Genomic DNA, 20013 nt, shown 5'->3' with positions numbered 1-20013 from the left:
GGCCCATTCTTTTGAATGGGTTTTTTTATGCCTGCTGGTTCAGGCCTCGCCCAGCAATCGGTACATCCAGAAGGCCTCATCAGACTTCATGCGCTGGGCGAACTGGGCAGGTGAAAAGCCCGAAACCCGTTTAACCTCTCTGCCAAAATGAGACTGGTCGCTATACCCGGCTTGCAACGCCACATCAGACCACACCGGATTTTCCTGCTGCTGCACCAAGGCAAAAGCACGCTCGGCACGCACATACAGCTGCAGCTCACGCTGGCTCTGCCCGGCCCAACGCTTGAATTGCCTTTGCATCTGACGCAAGCCCGTTCCCGTGCGTGTTGCTGCCATCCTCATCCCCAATGCCGTCAACCAATGATGCAAGGTGGCAGCACCTTCTGTCGCCAGACAGCCATGAGCACAACGATGAATTGCCGCCTCCAGTTGTTCGAATAAAGGGGCTTCTTCTGTGCCAGCTTGTCCAAGTGTCTGACAGCTGGCAGCGGGCAAGACCTGATCCATGGGCAGTACCTGATCCAGAAAGTCGCTGGCCTCGATACCAAACACACGTTTCAAGACATCCGGGTACAGTCCAATCGAAATCGCATGGACAGGCCCCGGAGACCAGCTAATGGAAGGTGTGCGCGAAGGCCCGGCAAACAGCATGCCGGGCAGGGGCTCTGACAGTACCGGACTCCCTCCATCCACGGGCGTCTGCACCATGTGCAGCTGGCCATGGAAAACCCAGGACAACACCACCAGGGGCGAAGCCGGATAACAGTTCAGACGTTGCTGCGGCAGCAGATGCAGAGCACGGGTATCACGCTCCACGCCCATATGGATAATGGACGCCGTTTTTCGGCTGGGGTGATGCAAACGGGCACAAGGCAAAGCAGACATGGGAGGTCGTTTCCGTTCTATCCGGCCCAGGCAAGCCGGGCCACACTGAAAGTCCTTTTATCCTACTTCAGCCCCGCCCTTTTATGCCCAAAACTATCTTGCAAGGTTCCTGGTCTCATCGTTGCCGAAGCGCCCTCGCCCTCTGGGCCACCACCATAGACGTACTGGCTCGACGTATCATCGCCAAACCGCTAGTGCCCGGCTGGTCCGTGCCTTTTGAAATCGCCACCCTGTTCTATCGCAAGCAGTTCAACCACGCCTTCCGCTTGCCAACCATAGCTGAAGGCCGCGCCTATTTCGACAGCTTGTACACGATTGCCGAACCGGACTTGCCCGTCCAGATGCAGGCCAGCACGTCCCCAGAACCACGGGGTGACTGGTTCATTCCAGATCGCCCGAACAGCAGCAAAACCATCTTGTACTTTCATGGCGGCGGCTATGCTTTCTACCCAATCGTGTCGCGCCACTTCATTCGTCTGCTGGCCTACAAGCTGCAAATACCCATCTTCGCCGTGGACTACCGCCTGACCCCGGAGCACCCTCACCCGGCCCAACAGGAAGATGCGCTAGACGCCTACCGCTATCTGCTTGGACGTGGAATCCCCGCCCAGGATATTGTCCTGGCAGGCGACTCGGCAGGCGGACACCTGGTGCTGATGAGCTTGGTCGGCCTGCGTCAAGCGGGACTGCCCCAACCTTCTCTGGCCTTGGCACTAAGCCCCTGGACGGATATAGGACGACGCGGCGCCAGCCAGTTTGGTCATGATCGCTACGATATGGTGCAGGGCTATCAAACGCTGCGATACGGTCAATGGCTAAAGGGCAACGGCCCCTGGAGTGATGATCGGCTCTCGCCCATTGCACAGGATCTGCGCTATCTGGCCCCCATCTACATTCAGGCAGGCGGCAAGGAAATTCTGGTCGACATGATCCGGGATTTTGCCCGAGAGGCGCACAAGCAAGGGGCCAATATACGGCTGGATGTCTGGCCGGATATGACGCACGAATTTCATGCTTACGGCAGCACACTGCCGCAAAGCGAGCAGGCAATGACTGCGCTACGGACAGCAATTCACTGGACAGCTGGGGGAGTTTTTGAGCCGGCAGAAGAAACCGAGCTGAATGGGCTGGACTGTGCGTATGGCAAAGTCCAGCCAGAAAACATCAAGCCTGTGTGATGGCCTGCGTAATCATGTAGATCGCCAGCACAGTCAACATGCCAGCAAAGATGCGCTTGAGCGTCACCTGATCGATCTTGTGGGCCAGACTGGCCCCCAGGGGGGCGGTACAAATACTGGTGGCCGAAACAATCAACAAGGCCGGCCAGTAGATAAAACCAATCATGCCGGGGTGGCTGCCAAAGGTGGCCTGCCCGGACCAGATATAACCCACGCTATTGGCCAGAGCAATGAAAAAGCCCAAGGCGGCCGAGGTAGCGACGGCCTGCCGCACAGGCACATTGCCGCGCAGCATGAAGGGGACAGACAAGAAGGCTCCACCCGCCCCCAGCAGACCGGACACGAAACCGATCAAGGCTCCCATGGCAGCAATCCAGAATGGGGCTGGCAAAGAGCGGCCTTGCACCGGGGCCGACTTGCGTGCCATTTTGGAGGCCGAATACAGGACGAACACACCGAACACAATCGCCAGCGCCGTGCTGTTGATCATGGCAAAAATCGCGCCGCCCGACAGCAGCCCGCCCAGGATCAGGCCGGGCACCATGACCTTGACCACATCCCAGCGAATGGCACCATGTTTATGGTGCGCCCTCACACTGGACAAGGAGGTGAACAGAATCGTGGCCATGGCCGTGGCAATGGAAGCATGCACGGCCAGCTCTTGCGGCACACCAAACAGCGGTAGCAGGAAAGTCAGGAACGGCACCAGAATCATGCCTCCGCCAATCCCCAGCAGCCCGGCGGCCAAACCAATACCGGCACCCAGCACCAGCAAACTGATGACAAGAATGGGATCCATGCCCGCCTCTTATTGAATAATGCCGCCGCCCAGGCAGCGGTCACCGTCGTACAGGACCACGGATTGGCCCGGCGTTACGGCCCATTGGGGCTGATCAAAATGAAGAGACAGGCTGTCGCCTTCGGCAGCCAGGATCGTGCAGGCCGCATCGGCCTGGCGATAACGGGTCTTGGCATGGATCGGGCCCAGCGCTGGCGGATGGCCTGCTACCCAACTGGTCTGCTCGGCCTTCAATTCAGACTGCAACAGCCAGGGGTGATCGTGCCCTTGCACCACATACAGCGTGTTCGTGGCCAGATCCTTGCGGGCGGCATACCAGGCGTCGGCGGTACCGTCTTCGCGCTGCTTGCCCTTGACACCACCAATGCCCAAACCCTTGCGCTGACCATAGGTGTGGAAAGCCAGACCCACGTGCTGACCCAATACCTGGCCTTCCGGTGTTTTGATAGGACCGGGTTGAGTGGGCAGATAGCGATTCAGGAACTCGCGGAAAGGACGCTCACCAATAAAGCAAATGCCGGTCGAGTCTTTTTTAGCCGCATTGGGCAGCTTCAGTTCCTCGGCAATACGGCGTACTTCCTGCTTGTTGATCTCGCCCAAGGGGAACAAGGTGCGCGACAGCTGCGCCTGGTTCAGGCGGTGCAGAAAATAACTTTGATCCTTGGAAGCATCCAGACCTTTCAACAATTGATAGTCGGTGCCGCCCCCGGCCATGGGCACGCCACGCACACGGGCGTAATGGCCGGTGGCAATCCAGTCGGCGCCCAAGGTCATGGCGTGATCCAGAAAGGCCTTGAATTTGATTTCCGCATTGCACAGAACATCGGGATTCGGGGTGCGACCTGCCGAATATTCCCGCAAGAACTCCGCAAACACGCGGTCCTTATATTCCGCAGCGAAGTTGACCGCCTCGATCTCGACCCCGACCAGATCGGCCACGCTGGCCGCGTCCAGCCAATCCTGGCGCGAAGAGCAAAATTCGGAGTCATCGTCGTCTTCCCAGTTCTTCATGAACAGGCCCACGACTTCATAGCCTTGCTCTTTAAGCAGCCAGGCCGAGACAGAGGAGTCCACGCCGCCGGACATTCCGATAACGACGCGACCTTTTTTGGTGGAAATAGTCATTGCAGTGATGATGAGAGGTGCCGCAGCAAGCAGACCGATGGTCTGGCACGCACCTGACTAACTAAAAAAGGCATTGTACGCCTGCGCTGACGCATGTACAGGCAGACATCGCCAGTGCTTGGGGTTTCTGGAAAACTGTGCTGCCCAGGACACAAATAAAAAGCCCGAACACGCGGTCCGGGCTTTCAGGGCGGCTCAAGTGTGGCTCAAGCGCGATCAGTCCAGAGGACGCGGGGGCAACATCTTGCCGGGATTCATGATGTTGCGAGGATCCAGCGCCTGCTTGATGCTGCTCATTACATCCAGTGCATCCTGACCGTGCTCGGCCAGCATGAACTCCATCTTGTGCAAGCCCACACCGTGTTCGCCGGTGCAGGTGCCCTGCATGGCAATGGCACGCTCTACCAGACGATGGTTCAAGCGCTCGGACTCGTCCCACTCTTCCTGACTATCGGCGTCCAGCAGCATCAGGACGTGGAAGTTGCCATCGCCCACGTGACCCACGATGGTGTACGGGAACGGAGCCTGATCCATATCGGCCGCAGTTTCTGCCACACACTCTGCCAAAGCGGAAATGGGAACACAAACGTCCGTGGTGCTGGAGCGGCAGCCGGGACGCAGTTGCAAACCGGCAAAGTAGGCATTGTGTCGCGCCGTCCACAAGCGGGAACGATCCTCGGCCTTATCGGCCCACTCAAAATCCATGCCGCCGTTATCACGGGTGATTTCCTGAACCACCTGAGCCTGCTCCTGCACACCGCTGGGGCTGCCGTGGAATTCAAACAGCAGCAAGGGCGACTCTTTCAGCGTCAGCTTGCTGTAGGCATTGGTGGCACGTACGGCGGCCGTATCCATGAATTCGACACGCGCAATCGGGATACCCATTTGAATGACCTCGATCACGCTTTGCACGGCAGAGCGCAGATCGGGGAAATTACAGATAGCCGCCGAAATGGCTTCGGGCTGCGGGTACAGACGCACCGTCACTTCGGTAATGATGCCCAGCGTGCCTTCGCTACCGATGAACAAGCGGGTCAGGTCGTAACCGGCAGAGGATTTCTTGGCACGGTTAGCCGTATCAATAATGCGGCCATCTGCCGTCACAACCTTTAAAGTCAGGACGTTTTCGCGCATGGTGCCGTAACGCACGGCATTGGTACCCGACGCACGCGTTGCGGCCATCCCGCCCAGGCTGGCATCCGCACCGGGGTCGATGGGGAAAAACAAGCCCGTATCACGGATGTGCTCGTTCAAGGCCATGCGTGTCACGCCAGCTTGCACTGTGGCGGTGAAATCTTCGGCATTAATCGCCACGATCTCATCCATGCCGGACAAGTCCAGGCTGACGCCACCTTGAATCGCCAGAAAATGCCCTTCCAGCGAGGAACCAGCCCCGTAAGGAATCAGGGGCACATGGTGTTCATGACAATGACGTGCCACCCAGGCCACTTCTTCTGTGCTGCGAGCAAAAACAACCACATCAGGCAGCATGGGTGGATACGGCGATTCATCCCGTCCATGGTGTTCACGCACAGCGTGAGAAAGCGAGCAACGCTCTTGGAACTGAGCCTGCAAGGCTTCTACAAAACCTTCAGGTAAAGGGCGCCGCGCTAGGTCGGCATGACCGGGAGCATTCATGAGCATTCCAAAAAGGCAAAACCCTATTATGAGTGGCTAAGTGCCCCCTCTTCAAGAGCGACTCGCGCCTGACGACGCTGACGCACCGCTTCAGCCAGTTTTTCCAGAACCACCACCGTGTCATCCCAATCGATGCAACCGTCGGTAATGCTTTGGCCGTAGGTCAAAGGCTTGCCTTCCACCACGTCCTGACGGCCGCCTACCAGATGACTTTCGATCATCACGCCGCAGATACGCATATCGCCGCCCGAGATCTGACCAGCAACATCGGCCAGCACTTCGGGCTGACGGCGGTAGTCTTTATTACTGTTGGCGTGGCTGGCATCGACCATCACACGCGGCACCATGCCGGCCTTGATCATGGCCTGGCTGGTTGCCTCAACGTTTTCAGCGTCGTAGTTCGGCGTCTTGCCACCGCGCAGAATCACGTGGCAATCGTTATTGCCCACGGTGGACACAATGGCGGAGTGACCGCCCTTGGTGACCGACAGGAAATGGTGCGGCTGGGAAGCGGCCTTGATCGCGTCCAGAGCAATACGGATATTGCCATCCGTGCCATTCTTGAAGCCGACGGGGCAGGACAATCCGGAGGACAGTTCACGGTGAACCTGGCTCTCTGTCGTACGAGCACCAATGGCACCCCAGGAAACCAGATCAGCAATGTACTGGGGAGTAATCATGTCCAGGAACTCGCAGCCAGCGGGCAAATCCAGCTGGTTGACGGCCAGCAGCAATTCACGCGCCGTACGCAAACCCTGATTGATGTTGAAGCTGCCATCCATGAAGGGGTCGTTGATCAGCCCTTTCCAGCCCACGGTGGTACGTGGCTTTTCGAAGTACACGCGCATCACAATTTCCAGCTCGGGGGCAAAGCGCTTGCGCTCGACCGTCAGGCGACGCGCGTAGTCCATGGCGGCTTCGGTATCGTGGATGGAACAAGGACCCACCACGACCACCAGACGATCATCGCGTTCGTGAAGGATCTTGTGAATGCTGCGGCGGGCCTTGTGAACCGTCGTCGATACAGCAGAGGTACACGGGAACTCGCGCATCACATGGGATGGGGGAGACAGCTCCTTAATTTCACGAATCCGTAAATCATCAGTATTGTGCGACACGATTGAACTCCAGTTGGTTTGCCAGGTCCGGGGGCAAACGAAAAAAAAGCCGCCCGGTCTATGCTGGCGGCTTATTTCAGGATTTAGGTCTTACTTGTGTTTGGTGCAACCCGTCCTTTCCTCCACCAGCGGCATCGGAAAAGCATAAAAATAAAAGAAGAAAACGGGGGTTGCGAAAGTCATGGGAAAAATCCTAACACAGTTCCTGACGCGCCGCCAACAAAACCAGCAAGATTCATCCACAAAAACGCAGAACAACAAAATATTTATACCAACAGGACCCTAAAAAACACCATCAAACGAAATCATTGTTTCGTTTTGAGTTTTTTATTGGCCCTTTTGTTTCGTGTTATCGCGAAAAACCACGATAAATCGTTTAGATGCCTTGTTTGTCTTATTTTTACATCTACATACAAACCTGATGGCACACTGCCAGGCACAAATGCAAAAGGGCCAGAACACTGGGTTCTGGCCCTTAGCCGCCTAATTTAGCAGCAGGCTATACGCCCTTTGCCACCATACCGGGCTTGCTGTCTCTCCCGGAAAAACTCGGCGTACTCCATCGGTTTCTGATCCGGGTGGTTCACCCGCATATGATTCAGATAGGTTTCGTAATCAGGCACGCCCACCATCAGACGCAAGGTTGTGGCCAGATAACGCCCGGTGCCCCACCCTGCCTGGGCACTGCGCGAAATGGCTCCTGTCAATAATCCTTTCATATCAAGCTCCTGCTGCCGCTTGAGCCGGTAATGGCTCGTACGGAGTCTCGGCAGAATGCGGCTCCGTGCTGCGACGTGCTTTCAGCACGCAACGGATGCCAAAGAACACCATGCTCAAGACCACAAAGATGAACAGACCGCACAAGGTGGAGTTCACGTAATCGTTGAAAATCACCTGTTGCATCTGCTCCAGAGATTTGGCCGGTGCCATGACAGTTTGTTCCGCCAGACCTTTTTGATAAACCTTGGCGTGGGCCAAAAAGCCAATCTTGGGGTCGGGGTGGAACATTTTCTGAAAGCCTGCCACCAGCGTGCAAATCAGCAGCCAGATAGTGGGAACCACGGTCACCCATGCGTAGCGGTCTTTCTTCATCTTGAAGAGCACCACCGTACCCAGTACCAATGCCACCGCTGCCAGCATCTGGTTGGCAATACCGAACAAAGGCCACAAGGTGTTGATACCACCCAGTGGATCGACCACACCCTGATACAGGAAGTAGCCCCACGCCGCCACGCACAAGGATGTGGCAATCAGGTTGGCGACCAGCGACTCCGTACGCCGCAAGCCCGGCACAAAAGTACCCATCAAGTCTTGCAGCATGAAGCGACCTGCACGCGTACCGGCATCTACCGCCGTCAGAATGAACAGGGCCTCAAACAGAATGGCGAAGTGATACCAGAAGCTCATCATCGCCGGCCCGCCGATGACGTTATGCAAGATGAAGGCCATGCCCACCGCCAGGGTAGGAGCACCACCGGCACGGGAAATAATGCTGTTTTCACCCACGTCGCTGGCCATTTGGGTCAGATCAGCGGGAGTAATCAGGAAGCCCCAGCTGGACACCACTTGTGCGGCCTGCTCAGGCGTGGTGCCAATCAAAGCGGCTGGGCTGTTCATGGCGTAGTAAATGCCGGGCTCGATCACGCAAGCCGCAACCAGGGCCATGATGGCTACAAAGGACTCCATCAACATACCGCCATAGCCGATATAGCGCGCCTGGGTTTCGTTTTCGATCATCTTGGGCGTGGTGCCCGAGGAAATCAAAGCGTGGAAACCGGACACGGCACCGCAAGCAATGGTAATGAACAGGAAGGGGAACAAGCTGCCGGACCAGACCGGGCCTGTGCCGTCAATAAACTTGGTGGTCGCTGGCATTTTCAGCTCGGGCGCCACAATCACAATCCCGATGGCCAGACCCACAATCGTGCCAATTTTCAGGAAGGTGGACAGATAGTCACGCGGAGCCAGCAGCAGCCACACGGGCAGCACAGCAGCAATAAAGCCGTAAATAATCAGCGCCCAGGTCAGCTCCTCGCCATTCAGGGTGAAGAAGGGCCCCCAGGTCGGGTGGGCCGCCACGTTCTGACCATAGACAATCGCAGCCAGCAGGAAGATCAGCCCGATCACCGAGACCTCGCCAATACGGCCCGGCCTCAGGAAACGCAGATAAATCCCCATGAAGATAGCCAGCGGAATCGTCGCTGCCACCGTGAAGGTGCCCCATGGCGAGTTGATCAGAGCTTTGACCACAATCAGCGCCAGCACGGCCAGAATGATGACCATGATCATGAAGGCGCCAAACAAGGCAATCACACCGGGCACCGTGCCCAGTTCGGACTTGATCAGATCCCCCAGCGAGCGCCCGTCGCGGCGCATGGAGATGAACAGAACCGTGAAGTCCTGCACCGCCCCCGCAAACACCACACCGGCCAGAATCCAGAGCATGCCGGGCAGATAACCCATTTGCGCAGCCAGCACTGGCCCGACCAAAGGGCCAGCCCCTGCAATGGCGGCAAAATGGTGCCCGAAGAGCACATGCTTATTGGTCGGCACATAATCCAGACCATCGTTATGACGCCACGCTGGCGTCATGCGGGTCGCGTCCAGCTCAAAGACCTTGCGAGCAATGAAACGGCTGTAATAACGATAGGCAATTAAATAGACGCAGACTGCGGCGACTACGATCCATAGAGCATTGATGCTCTCCCCCCGGCTTAGTGCCACCGTTCCCAGGGCAAAAGCCCCCAGCACCGCAACCAGCACCCAAATCAGATGCTGTTTTATAAAACCGCCCTCTTCTCTGCTCATAGAGCCTCCACGATTTTGCATTAAGTAAGCCTGTCACCAACTTTTTCTTCTGGCCGCGCTTCTGATCTGAAGAAGTCGCCAGCTGCCTGTACAAGAGACGCAATACCGAGTGTGGCAGGCGTTCTTGCGGGGTCAGCACAGTCGTTTGGTACCGTGCATTTCCCGAACCGGCAGGGTTTGAAAGCGCGCCAAAGCGCACTTTCCAAAAGGGTGTCGGCGCGCCCGAAGACGCGCCGAACTCATTCATGAATCAATCTGGGGTAGGCATAAGCCAGGCGCTTTTGAGAGGACAAGCGCTCTTTAATCCTTGGGAGCATAGTGAAAACACGTACTCAAGACACCACGCATTTTCCCTAAGACCTGCCACTTTCCTTATATAGAAAGGCTAAGCAGACCCTTTACTCGATAGTTTCTATACATTTAATTTGAGTACGAATGATTTTATAAGCTATGATTTCCCTGCAAATCTTTCGTAAAACAAATCATTTATAACGAAATGGTATAGGCGAGAAAAGGACTCATGATGAAACTACAATCCAAGCCCCTCTGCGCGTTGGCCTTTGCCCTGCTGGGCACCCTGGCTGCCGCCTCCAGCGCCCAGGCAGTCACGCTGGAACAAGTCAAAGAGCGCGGCGTGATTCGCGTCGCCGTTGCTAATGAAATTCCGTACGGATACATGGACATGTCCGGCAAAGCCCAAGGCGCTGGCCCCGAAGTGGCCCAGGCCATCATGGAGCGTCTGGGCGTCAAAGAAATCAAATGGGAAACCGCTAATTTCGGTTCCCTGATCCCCGGCCTGCAAGCCAAACGCTTTGATATGGTGGCCGCCGAAATGGCCATCCTGCCGCAACGTTGCAATACCGTGCTGTTCTCCGAGCCCAACAGCTCCTACGGTGAAGGCCTGCTGGTCGCCAAGGGCAACCCCAAGAACATTCACTCGTACGAAGACTTCGCCAAGACTGATCACAAGATCGCCATCATGGCCGGTGCCGATCAACTGGAAATGATGCAGGCCCTGGGCGTGCCCGATAACCGCATGATCACTATTTCCAACAACGCGGATGCGATCTCCACCGTGGCAACCGGCCGTGCCGATGCCTATGCCGCAACTGGCCAGACTGCCAGTGATCTGGCCTCCAAAGGGGGCGGCAAAGTCGAGCTGGCCGCCGAGTTCAAGGACCCCATCATTGATGGCAACCCGGTTCGTAGCTGGGGCGGCTTTGCCTTTGCCAAGGAATCCGAAGACCTGCGCGACGCCGTGAACAAGGAACTGGCCGAATTCAAGAAAACCGATGAATGGAAAGCCATCCTGAGCAAACACGGCTTTACCGAAGAAGACGCCAAGCACTCATTTGAGAAATCCACGGAACAGCTGTGTAAAGCCTGATCCTTCACCTGCGGGTAAGGCGGCCGCACGGGCCTGCGCGGCCCCTTGCAAGGGCCGACAGCGCACTGAAGGTGTACCGCCTGCCCTTGTCTGGAACCTGATATGGATTGGTTAAGTTACAGCTCGGCCCTGATGGACGGAGCCTGGGTCACCATACAGCTCACTCTGTATTCAACCGTGGTGGGAGCCATCGCCTCCTTTGCCCTGGGCATAGGCAGGCTGTCCCACTCGGTGGCCCTGCGCTCGCTGTCCGTCACGATTATTGAAGTTTTTCGCGGCACCTCTTTATTGGTACAGCTGTTCTGGCTGTACTTTGCCCTGCCCATTCTGGGCGAGTCCATGGGTCTGGACTGGCGTCTGGACCCGGTCGTGGCCGGCACCCTGGCCCTGGGCCTGAACATTGGCGCTTACGGTGCCGAAGTGGTGCGCGGTGCCATCCAGGCCGTGCCACACTCCCAACTGGAAGCGGCCAAGGCCCTGGACTTTACAGAGCGCCAAACCCTATGGCGCATCAGCCTGCCCCAGGCCATCCCAGAGATGATGCCCAGCTTCGGGAATCTGGCCGTGCAAAATCTGAAAGACACCGCCCTGGTCTCCCTGATCAGTCTGGGCGACTTGAGCTTCAGAGCTGAGCAAATACGCAACTTCACCCAGGACAGCACCACCATCTATACCCTGCTCTTGCTGATGTACTTCGGCATGGCACTGGTGCTGACCGTCCTGATGAAATTGCTGGAACGCGCAACCGGCCGCTGGCGTGCGCAAAGGAGCTGAACATGCTGTTTGGTATTGAATGGGACACCAGCAGCAACGGAGCATTTGCGCTGTCTATCCTGCCTATTTTGCTTAAAGGCTTATGGGTCACCATCCAGGCCGCCGTACTGGGCTTTGGTGTTGCGGCTGTCTTGGGACTGATTCTGGCAGGCCTGAAAAGTGTGCGTCTGCGCCTGATTTCCTGGCCCGCCTATGTGCTGACCGAATTCCTGCGCGACACGCCTTTGCTGGTGCAATTATTTTTCCTGTACTACGTGCTACCGGACTACGGGATTGTGCTGCCCGCCTTTCTGACCGGCGCACTGGCGCTGGGGGTGCAGTACAGCGCCTATCTGTCCGAGGTCTACCGAGCCGGTCTGGAGTCCGTTACCCATGGCCAGACTGAAGCAGCCCGCGCACTGGACATTTCCCCGCTGCGTACCTTTATGGTCATCACTCTGCCCCAGGCCATCCCGCGCATCATTCCGGCCATGGGTAATTATCTGGTGTCCATCATGAAAGACGTGCCTGTACTCTCTGTTGTATCGGTACTGGAAGTTCTGAATGTGGCCAAGATTATCGGTGACCGTACCTTTAACTACATCATTCCCCTGTCCATGGTGGGCGGCCTGTATCTGCTGCTGACCCTCCTGGCATCCGCTGGGGTACGAGCGCTGGACCAGCGTTTGCCCAAGCAAGGAATCCCCCTGCGATGACTGACTCTACGAACCCCATCATTCAATTTGACAATGTCACCAAGAAATTTGGTGATGTCACCGTGCTGGACGCCTTGAACTTCCAGGTCGAACCAGGTGAAAAAGTCACCATCATCGGCCCTTCCGGTTCCGGTAAATCCACCGTGCTGCGCATTCTGATGACGCTGGAGACCATCGACGAAGGTGTCATCACGGTAGCGGGCAAACCCCTCTGGCACGAGCGGGTCGATGACAAGCTGGTGCCCGCCAGCCAGAACCACTTGCGCGAGATGCGCAAGGAAATGGGCATGGTGTTCCAGCAGTTCAACCTGTTCCCGCATATGACGGTGATGCGCAATGTGACTGAAGCGCCCACCCATGTGCTGGGCCTGTCCAAAGAACAGGCGCGCGAACGGGCCACCAAGTATCTGGATCTGGTGGGCCTGATCGACCATGCCGACAAATTCCCCAGCCAGCTCTCTGGCGGACAGCAACAGCGCGTGGGCATCGCCCGGGCCCTGGCGATGGAACCCAATATTCTGCTGTTTGACGAACCTACCTCGGCTCTGGACCCGGAACTGGTGGGCGAAGTGCTGGGCGTGATTCAAAAGCTGAGTCAGGAACAGGATCTGACGATTCTGCTGGTGACCCACGAAATGCAATTTGCCAAGGAAGTCTCAGACCGCGTCTGCTTCTTTGATAAAGGCGTGATCGTGGAGTCCGGCCCGCCTGAACAAGTGTTCTGCCATCCGCAGGAAGCGCGGACGCAGGCGTTCTTGAGCAACTTTATTCAGGCGGCTTGAACACTTGCGCTCTACGTCACTTGGAGGTGGCTCTGCCCTGAGCCACCTTCAAGCAGCTTTGGCCGAAAAGGTAGCCATCTCCTGCAAAGGCAACAGGCGGGAATCCTCAAGCGCTGCGCTACGATGAGCCAGCCCTTTCAAGTAGTCCGTATTATCAGCAAAAGCCAGAAAGGAATCCGCGCTTTGCTGCTTAACCAGCATGGCCAGATCCCAGCGCTCCTCTTCTGGCCCAATCAAGAATGACCCGCCAGAACCCAAAAATAAAAGCTGGCCACCACTTGCGTGCAGAAATGGCAGAGTGTGTTCGATATATCGCTCAAACGCCTCTGCTCCACTGATGGGTGTTTCAGGAGCCAGTTCTGGACAAGCGCAGTAATCCGCCACACGGCGAAAGCGCAGCAGATTTAACATGGTGACGCTGCCCTGCAAATGACGCATGACAAAAGCACGGCCTGACGCCTGTGTCGGCTCCAGATACACACGCGGCTCAGGATTGGCATTCATGATCTTTGTCCTCAAATCTTGTTAGGCCGAAAGTGTCACCGGAGTTTCAGCCAGCTTGATCGCATGCTCCCGCACATCTTCCGGCCAGCCAGCCAGCAGGGTTTTGAAGCGCTCCAGCTCATCAGCAAACAAGGCTCGCATCGCTTCCTCAAAGCCAGGCAAATCTCCACCGATTGCCGTCATGAAGTTATAGGCTCGTTCCTGCGCCTGGCGACGCTGATCTTTGGCGGCGCTGGCACGGCGAGCTTCTTCAACCAGTTTGCGTAGCGCAACCGATGCCCCTCCGGGTTGAGTCGCCAGCCAATCCCAATGTCGTGGCAACAAGGTCACTTCACGAGGAATCACGCCCAGCTTAGGGCGACCACGGCCGCGTGGAGCTTCTTCCTCTGTCTGCTCGACCTCTACTTCAGGAGCATCCACTGGCGCATAGCGTTGCGCCAGCTCTTCGTCCGTCCCTTGGGTGTTCACATCCACAAAACGACCTGTCACATCGTCAAAGATCAGCACGGGATCGTTAACCCGGCTCTCCAGCACTTTCTTCACGGCCAGCACATTGGTCAGCATGGGACCGGACGCGATACGGCGGTGGCCCATAAAGCTGGTGTAGGTATTGGGGTAAGTCGTTTTCATGTCAAAACCAGAGCTTCAAGTAAGAAGGTTCTATTTTTACCCGGATGATATTGATTCGTCAATATTATCCGGGTAAAAATAAACAATTGTTGCTAATTGGGTGCATTAACACAGTTGATCCCGTCCAGCAGCCATCACAAGGACTCCTGGACATGCCGAGTCATATCTGATGAGCATCTCCGATAACTGCTTTTCCGGACGCCGGCCAATCAGTACGGTGCAGACCCGTCATTTACCAACGCCCGCCCCCAGACGCTGGCCGTTCCCCTCTTCTTCACAATCCTGAGCCCACAAAAAAACGCCCCCTGAAATAAATCCAGGGAGCGTCTTATCCGGCCAGGTCTGCGCACAAGGCGCAGACCTTCTTTCTGCCTAGGACTCCAGCAGCGGTCCGTTCAACGGCGTCAGGACAGGGAACTGCCCGCGAGTGGCCACATGCGCAGGACGGGGTGTCAGCCCCTGCTTGGGATCACCCACGCAGTTTTCCACGCTGTTATAGACCGTAAACACATTGGCTCGTGGCCAAGGCGAGATATTGCTGGCCGAGCCGTGCAAGGTATTGCAGTCAAAAAAGATCACCGAACCGGCCTTGGCAGTAATGGCTTCAATGCCACCCTGATCCACCAGCAAACGCAGGCTGATCGGATCGGGTACGCCATACTCCTGCTTGCGCAAGGACTCCTTGTAATGGTTGTCCGGCGTTTGCCCCGTGCAGGAGATGAACTGACGGTGTGAACCCGGCACCAGCATCAAGGGGCCATTGCACACATTATTGTCCGTCAGCAGCACCGAGCAACTTAAGGCGCGCATTTGCGGCATGCCATCTTCGATATGCCAGGTCTCGAAATCCGAATGCCAGTAAAACTCCTTGCCGGTAAAGCCCGGTTTCAGGTTGGCACGGGACTGATGCACATACACCTCCGAGCCCAGAATCTGGCGGGCCACATCCAGTACACGCGGGTCGCGCACCAGGCGGGCAATCAGCTCGCTTAACTCGTGCACTCGAAAGATCGAGCGCACGGCCTGACTGCCCTTTTCCACCACCGCTTCTTCACGCGACAAGATGCCGGGATCGGTGCTCATGGCTTCCACATTGCCCAGCAAGGCTTGCACTTCCTGCGCATTGAACAAATCAGGCAGCAGCAAAAAGCCATTGTCCTCGTACTCCCGCAGCTGGGACTTGTTCAAAGGCTGGCTACCTACCGGATCCGGATACACCACCGGCTCCTGGCGGCTGACGATGGCCGCCGTTCGTTCTGTACGGGATGTGTACAGATCGCTCATGGTCACTGTCATCATGCTCTCCTTAGGTCTTCAGTCTTCCACGATGGCTGGGTAAACCCCTTTCTCATCGTGAACCTCCTGACCGGTCAGGGGCGGATTGAACACGCAGATCACTCGCAGCGGCTCTTTGCCACCGCGCAGATAGTGTTCATCGTGCTGGTCCAGGGCATAGACTACGCCTGGACCCAAATCGTATTTCTTGCCGTCGGCAACGGTTTCGATTTCGCCATCGCCCTCGATGCACCACACCGCTTCCAGATGATTCTGGTAGTGGATGTGGGTTTCGGTGCCAGGAAATATAACGGTTTCATGAAAGGAAAAACCCATGCCGTCTTTCTTGAGCAAAACACGGCGGCTGACCCAGGTGTCTGTGCGCACCTCGTCACGGGTTCCAATCACATCTTGTACGTTCTTGACCAACATTAGCGTGCTCCTCCAATCTTCAGAATCTTGGCCTGGCTGCCGCGCTTGGACAGGCACTGGGCCACGCTGCGTTCAATAATGTCCAGGCCTTGAGTCAGCTCTTCATTGCTGATCGTCAGGGCAGGCAGCAGCTTCAGAACTTCGTCGTGGGCGCCCGAGGTTTCAATCACCAGACCCTGCTTGAAAGCCTGTGCAGCAATTTCATTGGCCAGACCGGCACCGGGCGGCGTCACCAGGCCCTGGATCAGGCCGCGACCACGTACGCTCAAACCACGATCTGGATAGCTGTGCACCAGGTTTTCCAGCCAGTCGCGCACTTGACGCTCCTTACCCTGGATCTCGGCTTCAAAGTCCTCGTTGGCCCAGTAGCTTTCCAGAGCTTGAGCCGCAGTCACGAAAGCCAGGTTATTGCCACGGAAGGTGCCGTTATGGGCGCTGGGTTTCCATACGTCCAGTTCAGGACGCAACAAAACCAGAGACATGGGCAAGCCAAAACCGGACAAGGATTTGGACAAGGTGATGATGTCAGGGCTGATACCGGCCTGCTCGAAGCTGAAGAAACGGCCCGTGCGACCACAACCGACCTGAATGTCATCGACAATCAGCAGCATATCGTGCTCGCGGCACAGACGTTGCAGTTCACGCAGCCAGCGCTGTGTAGCAACGTTCACACCCCCTTCACCTTGCACGGTTTCCACGATGACCGCGGCAGGATGGTCCAGACCACTGCTGGGGTCTTCCAGCAAGCGCTCCAGATAAGCCATCGTATTGACGTCCGGTCCCAAGTAGCCGTCATAGGGCATGAACGAGGTATTGCCCAGGGCCACACCCGCTGCACTACGAAACTTGGAGTTCGCCGTCACTGCCAGGGAACCCGTGCTGACGCCGTGGAAACCGTGCGTAAAGGAAATCACATTCTGGCGCCCCTTGACCTGGCGTGCCAGTTTTAACGCCGCCTCCACGGCATTGGTGCCGGTAGGCCCCGTAAACTGCAAGCGGTAGTCCCACCCGCGCGGTTTGAGCAGCACTTTGTCCACCGTTTCAAGAAAGTATTTCTTGGCGCTGGTGGCCATGTCCAAACCGTGTACCAAGCCGTCGGTGTTCAGGTATTCAATCAGCTTTTCTTTCAGATGGGGATTGTTATGCCCATAGTTGAGCGTACCGGCTCCACTGAAAAAATCGATGTATTGCCTGCCTGACTCGTCCTCCAAAACCGAGCCTCGGGCTTTGTTGAAAATGACCGGGAAGGACCGGACGTAGCCCCTTACTTCAGACTCCATCCGGTCGAATATTTTTAAATCAGTCATATTTCCTCTCCTGGTTATAGAACGGCGTGTCTTGAGCCGACAAACAACAATCAGCGAACCAGACCGGCTCTACCGTTCATTTGCGTAAAGTCCCCTCTTATCCAGAGTCCAAGGGGCCGATTCGTAATAGAGGTTCTGCCTCGTGAGCCTGTGCGGCAAACAAGGCGGTATCAAAGAATTCCTGTTCCTGCATGGGAGCGCCCCAACGCCGGGCCATGGCCGCAAACAGGCCACGCGAAGCCCGGTTACCGGGGCTGACCGTCGTTTCCAGATAGCGCAAGGAACGGCCACGCAGACGCTGTCGCAGATGCTCCAGCATGGCCTGCCCCAGACGACGCCCACGGGCGCGCTCATGCACGGCCACTTGCCACACAAAGAGCACATCAGGACGGTCGGGGAGAAAGTAGGCAGAGATGAAACCGTCTATTTTTTCCCCACGCTGCGCGACAACGCAGGTCTGGGAAAAGTGCTCGCTGAGCAGCAAATAGAGATATTCAGAATTCAGATCCAGTGGCGGGCTGTCGGCAATCAGCTGATGGATTGCGGCCGCATCACGCAACAGGGGCGCACGCAGTATCAGCGCCGGGTCACTGGGGGCAGGATCGGCGGCAGTGATGCTGCCTGCCGAGCTGCCCGGACTAGGTCGGTCCGTCAAACCACCAACCCGGATTCGGGGGGTACATCCCCTTCCGGGACCTCAAGAATAGGCGAGGCCGTATCGTCGGCCTCCAGCACAACATCCGGGTCAGCATCGAGCAAGCGCACAATGCGCTCCAGGGACAAGGTCATGGTGGCCTGTTCCAGCTCGGGCAACTCTTTCAAGGCGTCCGACAACTTCTTTTGCAAGGGGGACGGCGTATCGCGTGCCAGGGTCTCCCCTTCTGGTGTCGCACTGACAAATACAATGCGTCGATCTTCACGACCACGCTCGCGCAGCACCAGCTTCTTGTCTTCCAGGCGGTCCAGAATACCAACCACGGTGCTGGGGCTGACGTGCATTTCGCGGCTGATGGCCGTGGCCGTCAACGGGCCTTTTTCGATAATGGTGCGCAGGCAGATCAACTGGGGCGCGGTGATATTGCTGTACGCCGACAGTTGCCTGGAATGCAGGGCAATCGAGCGCGTGATCTGGCGCAAAGCCCGCAAAATTCGTAAATCGTAGTGTTGATTTGTGGTCATTTAATTAGCCAAACAAAATAATTCAGCACGATTAATTCGTGTTGAAATGATATGCCTAGAAAAGATTCAAGTCAAACCGATTTACACTCAAAATCATAGAGAGCATAAACAAGAGGTTCTGACTCAAAGTCCAAAAAAATGTAAGTACCCTGGCTTACGGGGGTGGACCAGCAAGGCGCAGAAAATCCCCTGCCTGCTCCCCTTTTCGCCATGAGTGGCTCGAGCCGACACGCCGCTTACAGTAAACTGCCACGAGCCCTTGCCGTGGGGGCCTGTCGGTTTTCACTCAAGACCGGGTGTGCCGCGTCACAGCCCTGCTTGCAAACCGGCACAGTCTGATACAAACCCGGTCCATTAACCCATAAGTCTCTTGGCCAAGTAAAGCCTGCTGCTGTTCTCGCCGTGCCTTGCAGACACTGAAACCCGCATGAAGCAATCTGATAAGGCAACCCTGATTGGTCTGATCGCCATTGTTCTTTGGAGCATGATTGTCGGCCTGATACGCAGCGTCAGCGACTACCTGGGTGCGACTGGCGGCGCCGCACTGATCTACACCCTGGCCTCTGTCTTTCTTCTTTTATCGCTTAGCTGGGTACGCTTGCGCGACTTTCCGCGCCGCTACCTTATCTGGGGAAGCGTTCTGTTCGTCTGCTATGAGCTGTGCCTGGCTCTGTCCATTGGCTACGCCCACAACAGCCAGCAAGCGATTGAAGTGGGAATGGTTAATTATCTGTGGCCCACCTTTACCATCGTGGCCGCTATTCTGTTCAACAAGCAAAGAGCCAACTGGCTGATCGCGCCAGGCCTGCTCTTGTCCATGATGGGTATCAGCTGGATTCTGGGCGGTGAGCAAGGTTTGAGTCTGCACGGCATCTGGCTGAATGTGCAGGACAACCCCTTGAGCTACGGCCTGGCCTTTAGTGGCGCACTGATCTGGGCGGGCTACAGCACCATGACTGCACGCATCGGCCAGGGCAAAAATGGCATTACCTTGTTTTTCATGCTGACAGCCACCGTCTTGTGGATGAAATATCTAGGCCAAGGAGCACCTGCAATGACCTTTACCCTTCCAGCACTGATCTACTTGCTGCTGGCGGCCATGGCGATGGGCTTTGGCTATGCGGCCTGGAACGTGGGTATTTTGCACGGCAATGTCACCATACTGGCCGGCGCCTCCTACTTCATTCCAGTATTGTCAGCCGCCCTGTCTACTTTTTTGCTGCAGGCTCCCTTGACGCCCAGCTTCTGGCAAGGCTCGGCCATGGTGTGTTCGGGCGCCTTGTTGTGCTGGCTGGCCATCCGGGTCTGCAAACCCAGGCCAATGAAAAGTGCTACCTGAAAAACCATATTCATTAATCCGGGCACGGCTGTGCCTGATGAGCAAAAATCAAAATTAAATTCTATTTGCTGCACTGCAATAAAAGCAGCATAAAAAAACCGCCCAACCTTGAATTAAGGGGGGCGGTTCTTTTTATCTATTTTGATTAGCCAGCAAAT

The 20013-nt window shown here is 56.5% G+C and carries 20 protein-coding genes; 6 read left to right on the top strand and 14 right to left on the bottom strand.

The features are described from left to right. Nucleotides 1–39 precede the first annotated feature (39 nt). A complete protein-coding gene (locus ACFPDR_RS05995; protein WP_376910822.1) occupies nt 40–885 on the bottom strand; it encodes a helix-turn-helix domain-containing protein in 846 nt (281 codons plus the stop codon). 83 nt (nt 886–968) lie between these two features. Here ACFPDR_RS05995 and ACFPDR_RS05990 point away from each other — a divergent pair, with 83 nt between their 5' ends. Next, nucleotides 969–2063: an alpha/beta hydrolase gene (locus ACFPDR_RS05990; protein ID WP_376910820.1), complete on the top strand. Its 1095-nt coding sequence runs from the start codon at nt 969–971 to the stop codon at nt 2061–2063. Here the strand turns inward: ACFPDR_RS05990 and ACFPDR_RS05985 are convergent. The 6 genes from ACFPDR_RS05985 to ACFPDR_RS05960 form a co-directional block, all read right to left on the bottom strand. Beyond that, nucleotides 2050–2862, bottom strand: a complete 813-nt coding sequence (locus ACFPDR_RS05985; protein ID WP_009456212.1) for a sulfite exporter TauE/SafE family protein — start codon at nt 2860–2862, stop codon at nt 2050–2052. The two genes, ACFPDR_RS05990 and ACFPDR_RS05985, sit on opposite strands and share 14 nt — an antisense overlap. 9 nt (nt 2863–2871) lie before the next feature. Then, nucleotides 2872–3987: a tRNA 2-thiouridine(34) synthase MnmA gene (mnmA, locus tag ACFPDR_RS05980; protein WP_009456210.1), complete on the bottom strand. Its 1116-nt coding sequence runs from the start codon at nt 3985–3987 to the stop codon at nt 2872–2874. Nucleotides 3988–4203: 216 nt separating this feature from the next. Beyond that, nucleotides 4204–5625, bottom strand: coding sequence for an FAD-binding oxidoreductase (locus ACFPDR_RS05975; RefSeq protein ID WP_060186901.1), 1422 nt, complete (start codon nt 5623–5625; stop codon nt 4204–4206). Between the two features lie 26 nt (nt 5626–5651). After that, nucleotides 5652–6746: a 3-deoxy-7-phosphoheptulonate synthase AroG gene (gene aroG, locus ACFPDR_RS05970; protein WP_269465265.1), complete on the bottom strand. Its 1095-nt coding sequence runs from the start codon at nt 6744–6746 to the stop codon at nt 5652–5654. Between the two features lie 485 nt (nt 6747–7231). Continuing rightward, the gene (locus tag ACFPDR_RS05965) at nt 7232–7462 is read right to left on the bottom strand and encodes a YbdD/YjiX family protein (protein WP_376910817.1); all 231 of its coding nucleotides are present in this window, start codon (nt 7460–7462) and stop codon (nt 7232–7234) included. A 1-nt stretch (nt 7463) separates the two neighbouring features. Then, nucleotides 7464–9551 (bottom strand): carbon starvation CstA family protein, encoded by a 2088-nt coding sequence (locus ACFPDR_RS05960; RefSeq protein WP_083053303.1) that lies wholly within the window; start codon nt 9549–9551, stop codon nt 7464–7466. Between the two features lie 520 nt (nt 9552–10071). Between ACFPDR_RS05960 and ehuB the strand changes: the two genes are divergently transcribed. From ehuB to ehuA, 4 genes are all read left to right on the top strand, one after another. Beyond that, complete coding sequence (gene ehuB, locus ACFPDR_RS05955) at nt 10072–10938, top strand: ectoine/hydroxyectoine ABC transporter substrate-binding protein EhuB (protein WP_035272602.1); 867 nt, start codon at nt 10072–10074, stop codon at nt 10936–10938. 102 nt (nt 10939–11040) lie between these two features. After that, nucleotides 11041–11712, top strand: a complete 672-nt coding sequence (ehuC, locus tag ACFPDR_RS05950; protein WP_009456199.1) for an ectoine/hydroxyectoine ABC transporter permease subunit EhuC — start codon at nt 11041–11043, stop codon at nt 11710–11712. 2 nt (nt 11713–11714) lie between these two features. Beyond that, the gene (gene ehuD, locus ACFPDR_RS05945; protein WP_083053302.1) at nt 11715–12407 is read left to right on the top strand and encodes an ectoine/hydroxyectoine ABC transporter permease subunit EhuD; all 693 of its coding nucleotides are present in this window, start codon (nt 11715–11717) and stop codon (nt 12405–12407) included. Then, on the top strand, nt 12404–13189 hold the full coding sequence (ehuA, locus tag ACFPDR_RS05940) for an ectoine/hydroxyectoine ABC transporter ATP-binding protein EhuA (RefSeq protein WP_009456195.1): 786 nt from the start codon (nt 12404–12406) through the stop codon (nt 13187–13189). Before ehuD ends, ehuA begins: the two co-directional genes overlap by 4 nt. A 48-nt stretch (nt 13190–13237) precedes the next feature. On the opposite strand, the gene ACFPDR_RS05935 is transcribed toward ehuA, so the two are convergent. From ACFPDR_RS05935 to ACFPDR_RS05905, 7 genes are all read right to left on the bottom strand, one after another. Then, nucleotides 13238–13693, bottom strand: coding sequence for a DUF1330 domain-containing protein (locus tag ACFPDR_RS05935; RefSeq protein ID WP_247966632.1), 456 nt, complete (start codon nt 13691–13693; stop codon nt 13238–13240). Between the two features lie 21 nt (nt 13694–13714). After that, complete coding sequence (locus ACFPDR_RS05930; protein WP_203145638.1) at nt 13715–14323, bottom strand: DUF2239 family protein; 609 nt, start codon at nt 14321–14323, stop codon at nt 13715–13717. Nucleotides 14324–14695: 372 nt separating this feature from the next. Next, entirely contained in the window at nt 14696–15619 is a 924-nt protein-coding gene (thpD, locus tag ACFPDR_RS05925; RefSeq protein WP_035272589.1) for an ectoine hydroxylase, read from the bottom strand. Nucleotides 15620–15637: 18 nt separating this feature from the next. Then, nucleotides 15638–16030 carry an ectoine synthase gene (locus ACFPDR_RS05920; protein WP_009456191.1) on the bottom strand — a complete coding sequence of 131 codons (393 nt, stop codon included), beginning with the start codon at nt 16028–16030 and terminating at the stop codon, nt 15638–15640. After that, a complete protein-coding gene (gene ectB, locus ACFPDR_RS05915) occupies nt 16030–17337 on the bottom strand; it encodes a diaminobutyrate--2-oxoglutarate transaminase (protein ID WP_009456189.1) in 1308 nt (435 codons plus the stop codon). Before ectB ends, ACFPDR_RS05920 begins: the two co-directional genes overlap by 1 nt. Before the next feature lie 97 nt (nt 17338–17434). Beyond that, entirely contained in the window at nt 17435–17992 is a 558-nt protein-coding gene (gene ectA / locus ACFPDR_RS05910; RefSeq protein WP_376910811.1) for a diaminobutyrate acetyltransferase, read from the bottom strand. Further along, entirely contained in the window at nt 17989–18516 is a 528-nt protein-coding gene (locus tag ACFPDR_RS05905) for a MarR family winged helix-turn-helix transcriptional regulator (RefSeq protein WP_376910809.1), read from the bottom strand. The genes ectA and ACFPDR_RS05905 overlap by 4 nt, the downstream gene beginning before the upstream one ends. 427 nt (nt 18517–18943) lie before the next feature. Between ACFPDR_RS05905 and yddG the strand changes: the two genes are divergently transcribed. Then, on the top strand, nt 18944–19855 hold the full coding sequence (gene yddG, locus ACFPDR_RS05900; protein WP_203145636.1) for an aromatic amino acid DMT transporter YddG: 912 nt from the start codon (nt 18944–18946) through the stop codon (nt 19853–19855). The last annotated feature ends 158 nt before the right edge of the window (nt 19856–20013 follow it).

The sequence above is a fragment of the Alcaligenes sp. GCM10023179 genome (genome assembly GCF_042653705.1).
Taxonomy (GTDB): Bacteria; Pseudomonadota; Gammaproteobacteria; order Burkholderiales; family Burkholderiaceae_B; genus Alcaligenes; species Alcaligenes phenolicus.
Note: the sequence above shows the minus strand (reverse complement) of the source record. Positions and strands in the feature narration are given on the sequence as shown.

Excerpts from the sequence above, each read along its gene's own strand:
- ACFPDR_RS05990 (WP_376910820.1), top strand. The coding sequence starts at position 969 with ATGCCCAAAACTATCTTGCAAGGTTCCTGGTCTCATCGTTGCCGAAGC.
- mnmA (WP_009456210.1), bottom strand. The coding sequence starts at position 3,987 with ATGACTATTTCCACCAAAAAAGGTCGCGTCGTTATCGGAATGTCCGGC.
- ACFPDR_RS05930 (WP_203145638.1), bottom strand. The coding sequence starts at position 14,323 with ATGAAAACGACTTACCCCAATACCTACACCAGCTTTATGGGCCACCGC.
- ehuA (WP_009456195.1), top strand. The coding sequence starts at position 12,404 with ATGACTGACTCTACGAACCCCATCATTCAATTTGACAATGTCACCAAG.
- ehuC (WP_009456199.1), top strand. The coding sequence starts at position 11,041 with ATGGATTGGTTAAGTTACAGCTCGGCCCTGATGGACGGAGCCTGGGTC.
- ehuB (WP_035272602.1), top strand. The coding sequence starts at position 10,072 with ATGATGAAACTACAATCCAAGCCCCTCTGCGCGTTGGCCTTTGCCCTG.
- ACFPDR_RS05960 (WP_083053303.1), bottom strand. The coding sequence starts at position 9,551 with ATGAGCAGAGAAGAGGGCGGTTTTATAAAACAGCATCTGATTTGGGTG.
- ectB (WP_009456189.1), bottom strand. The coding sequence starts at position 17,337 with ATGACTGATTTAAAAATATTCGACCGGATGGAGTCTGAAGTAAGGGGC.
- ACFPDR_RS05975 (WP_060186901.1), bottom strand. The coding sequence starts at position 5,625 with ATGAATGCTCCCGGTCATGCCGACCTAGCGCGGCGCCCTTTACCTGAA.
- ACFPDR_RS05920 (WP_009456191.1), bottom strand. The coding sequence starts at position 16,030 with ATGTTGGTCAAGAACGTACAAGATGTGATTGGAACCCGTGACGAGGTG.
- ACFPDR_RS05985 (WP_009456212.1), bottom strand. The coding sequence starts at position 2,862 with ATGGATCCCATTCTTGTCATCAGTTTGCTGGTGCTGGGTGCCGGTATT.
- ACFPDR_RS05965 (WP_376910817.1), bottom strand. The coding sequence starts at position 7,462 with ATGAAAGGATTATTGACAGGAGCCATTTCGCGCAGTGCCCAGGCAGGG.
- ACFPDR_RS05935 (WP_247966632.1), bottom strand. The coding sequence starts at position 13,693 with ATGAATGCCAATCCTGAGCCGCGTGTGTATCTGGAGCCGACACAGGCG.
- ehuD (WP_083053302.1), top strand. The coding sequence starts at position 11,715 with ATGCTGTTTGGTATTGAATGGGACACCAGCAGCAACGGAGCATTTGCG.
- ACFPDR_RS05905 (WP_376910809.1), bottom strand. The coding sequence starts at position 18,516 with ATGACCACAAATCAACACTACGATTTACGAATTTTGCGGGCTTTGCGC.
- ACFPDR_RS05995 (WP_376910822.1), bottom strand. The coding sequence starts at position 885 with ATGTCTGCTTTGCCTTGTGCCCGTTTGCATCACCCCAGCCGAAAAACG.
- yddG (WP_203145636.1), top strand. The coding sequence starts at position 18,944 with ATGAAGCAATCTGATAAGGCAACCCTGATTGGTCTGATCGCCATTGTT.
- thpD (WP_035272589.1), bottom strand. The coding sequence starts at position 15,619 with ATGACAGTGACCATGAGCGATCTGTACACATCCCGTACAGAACGAACG.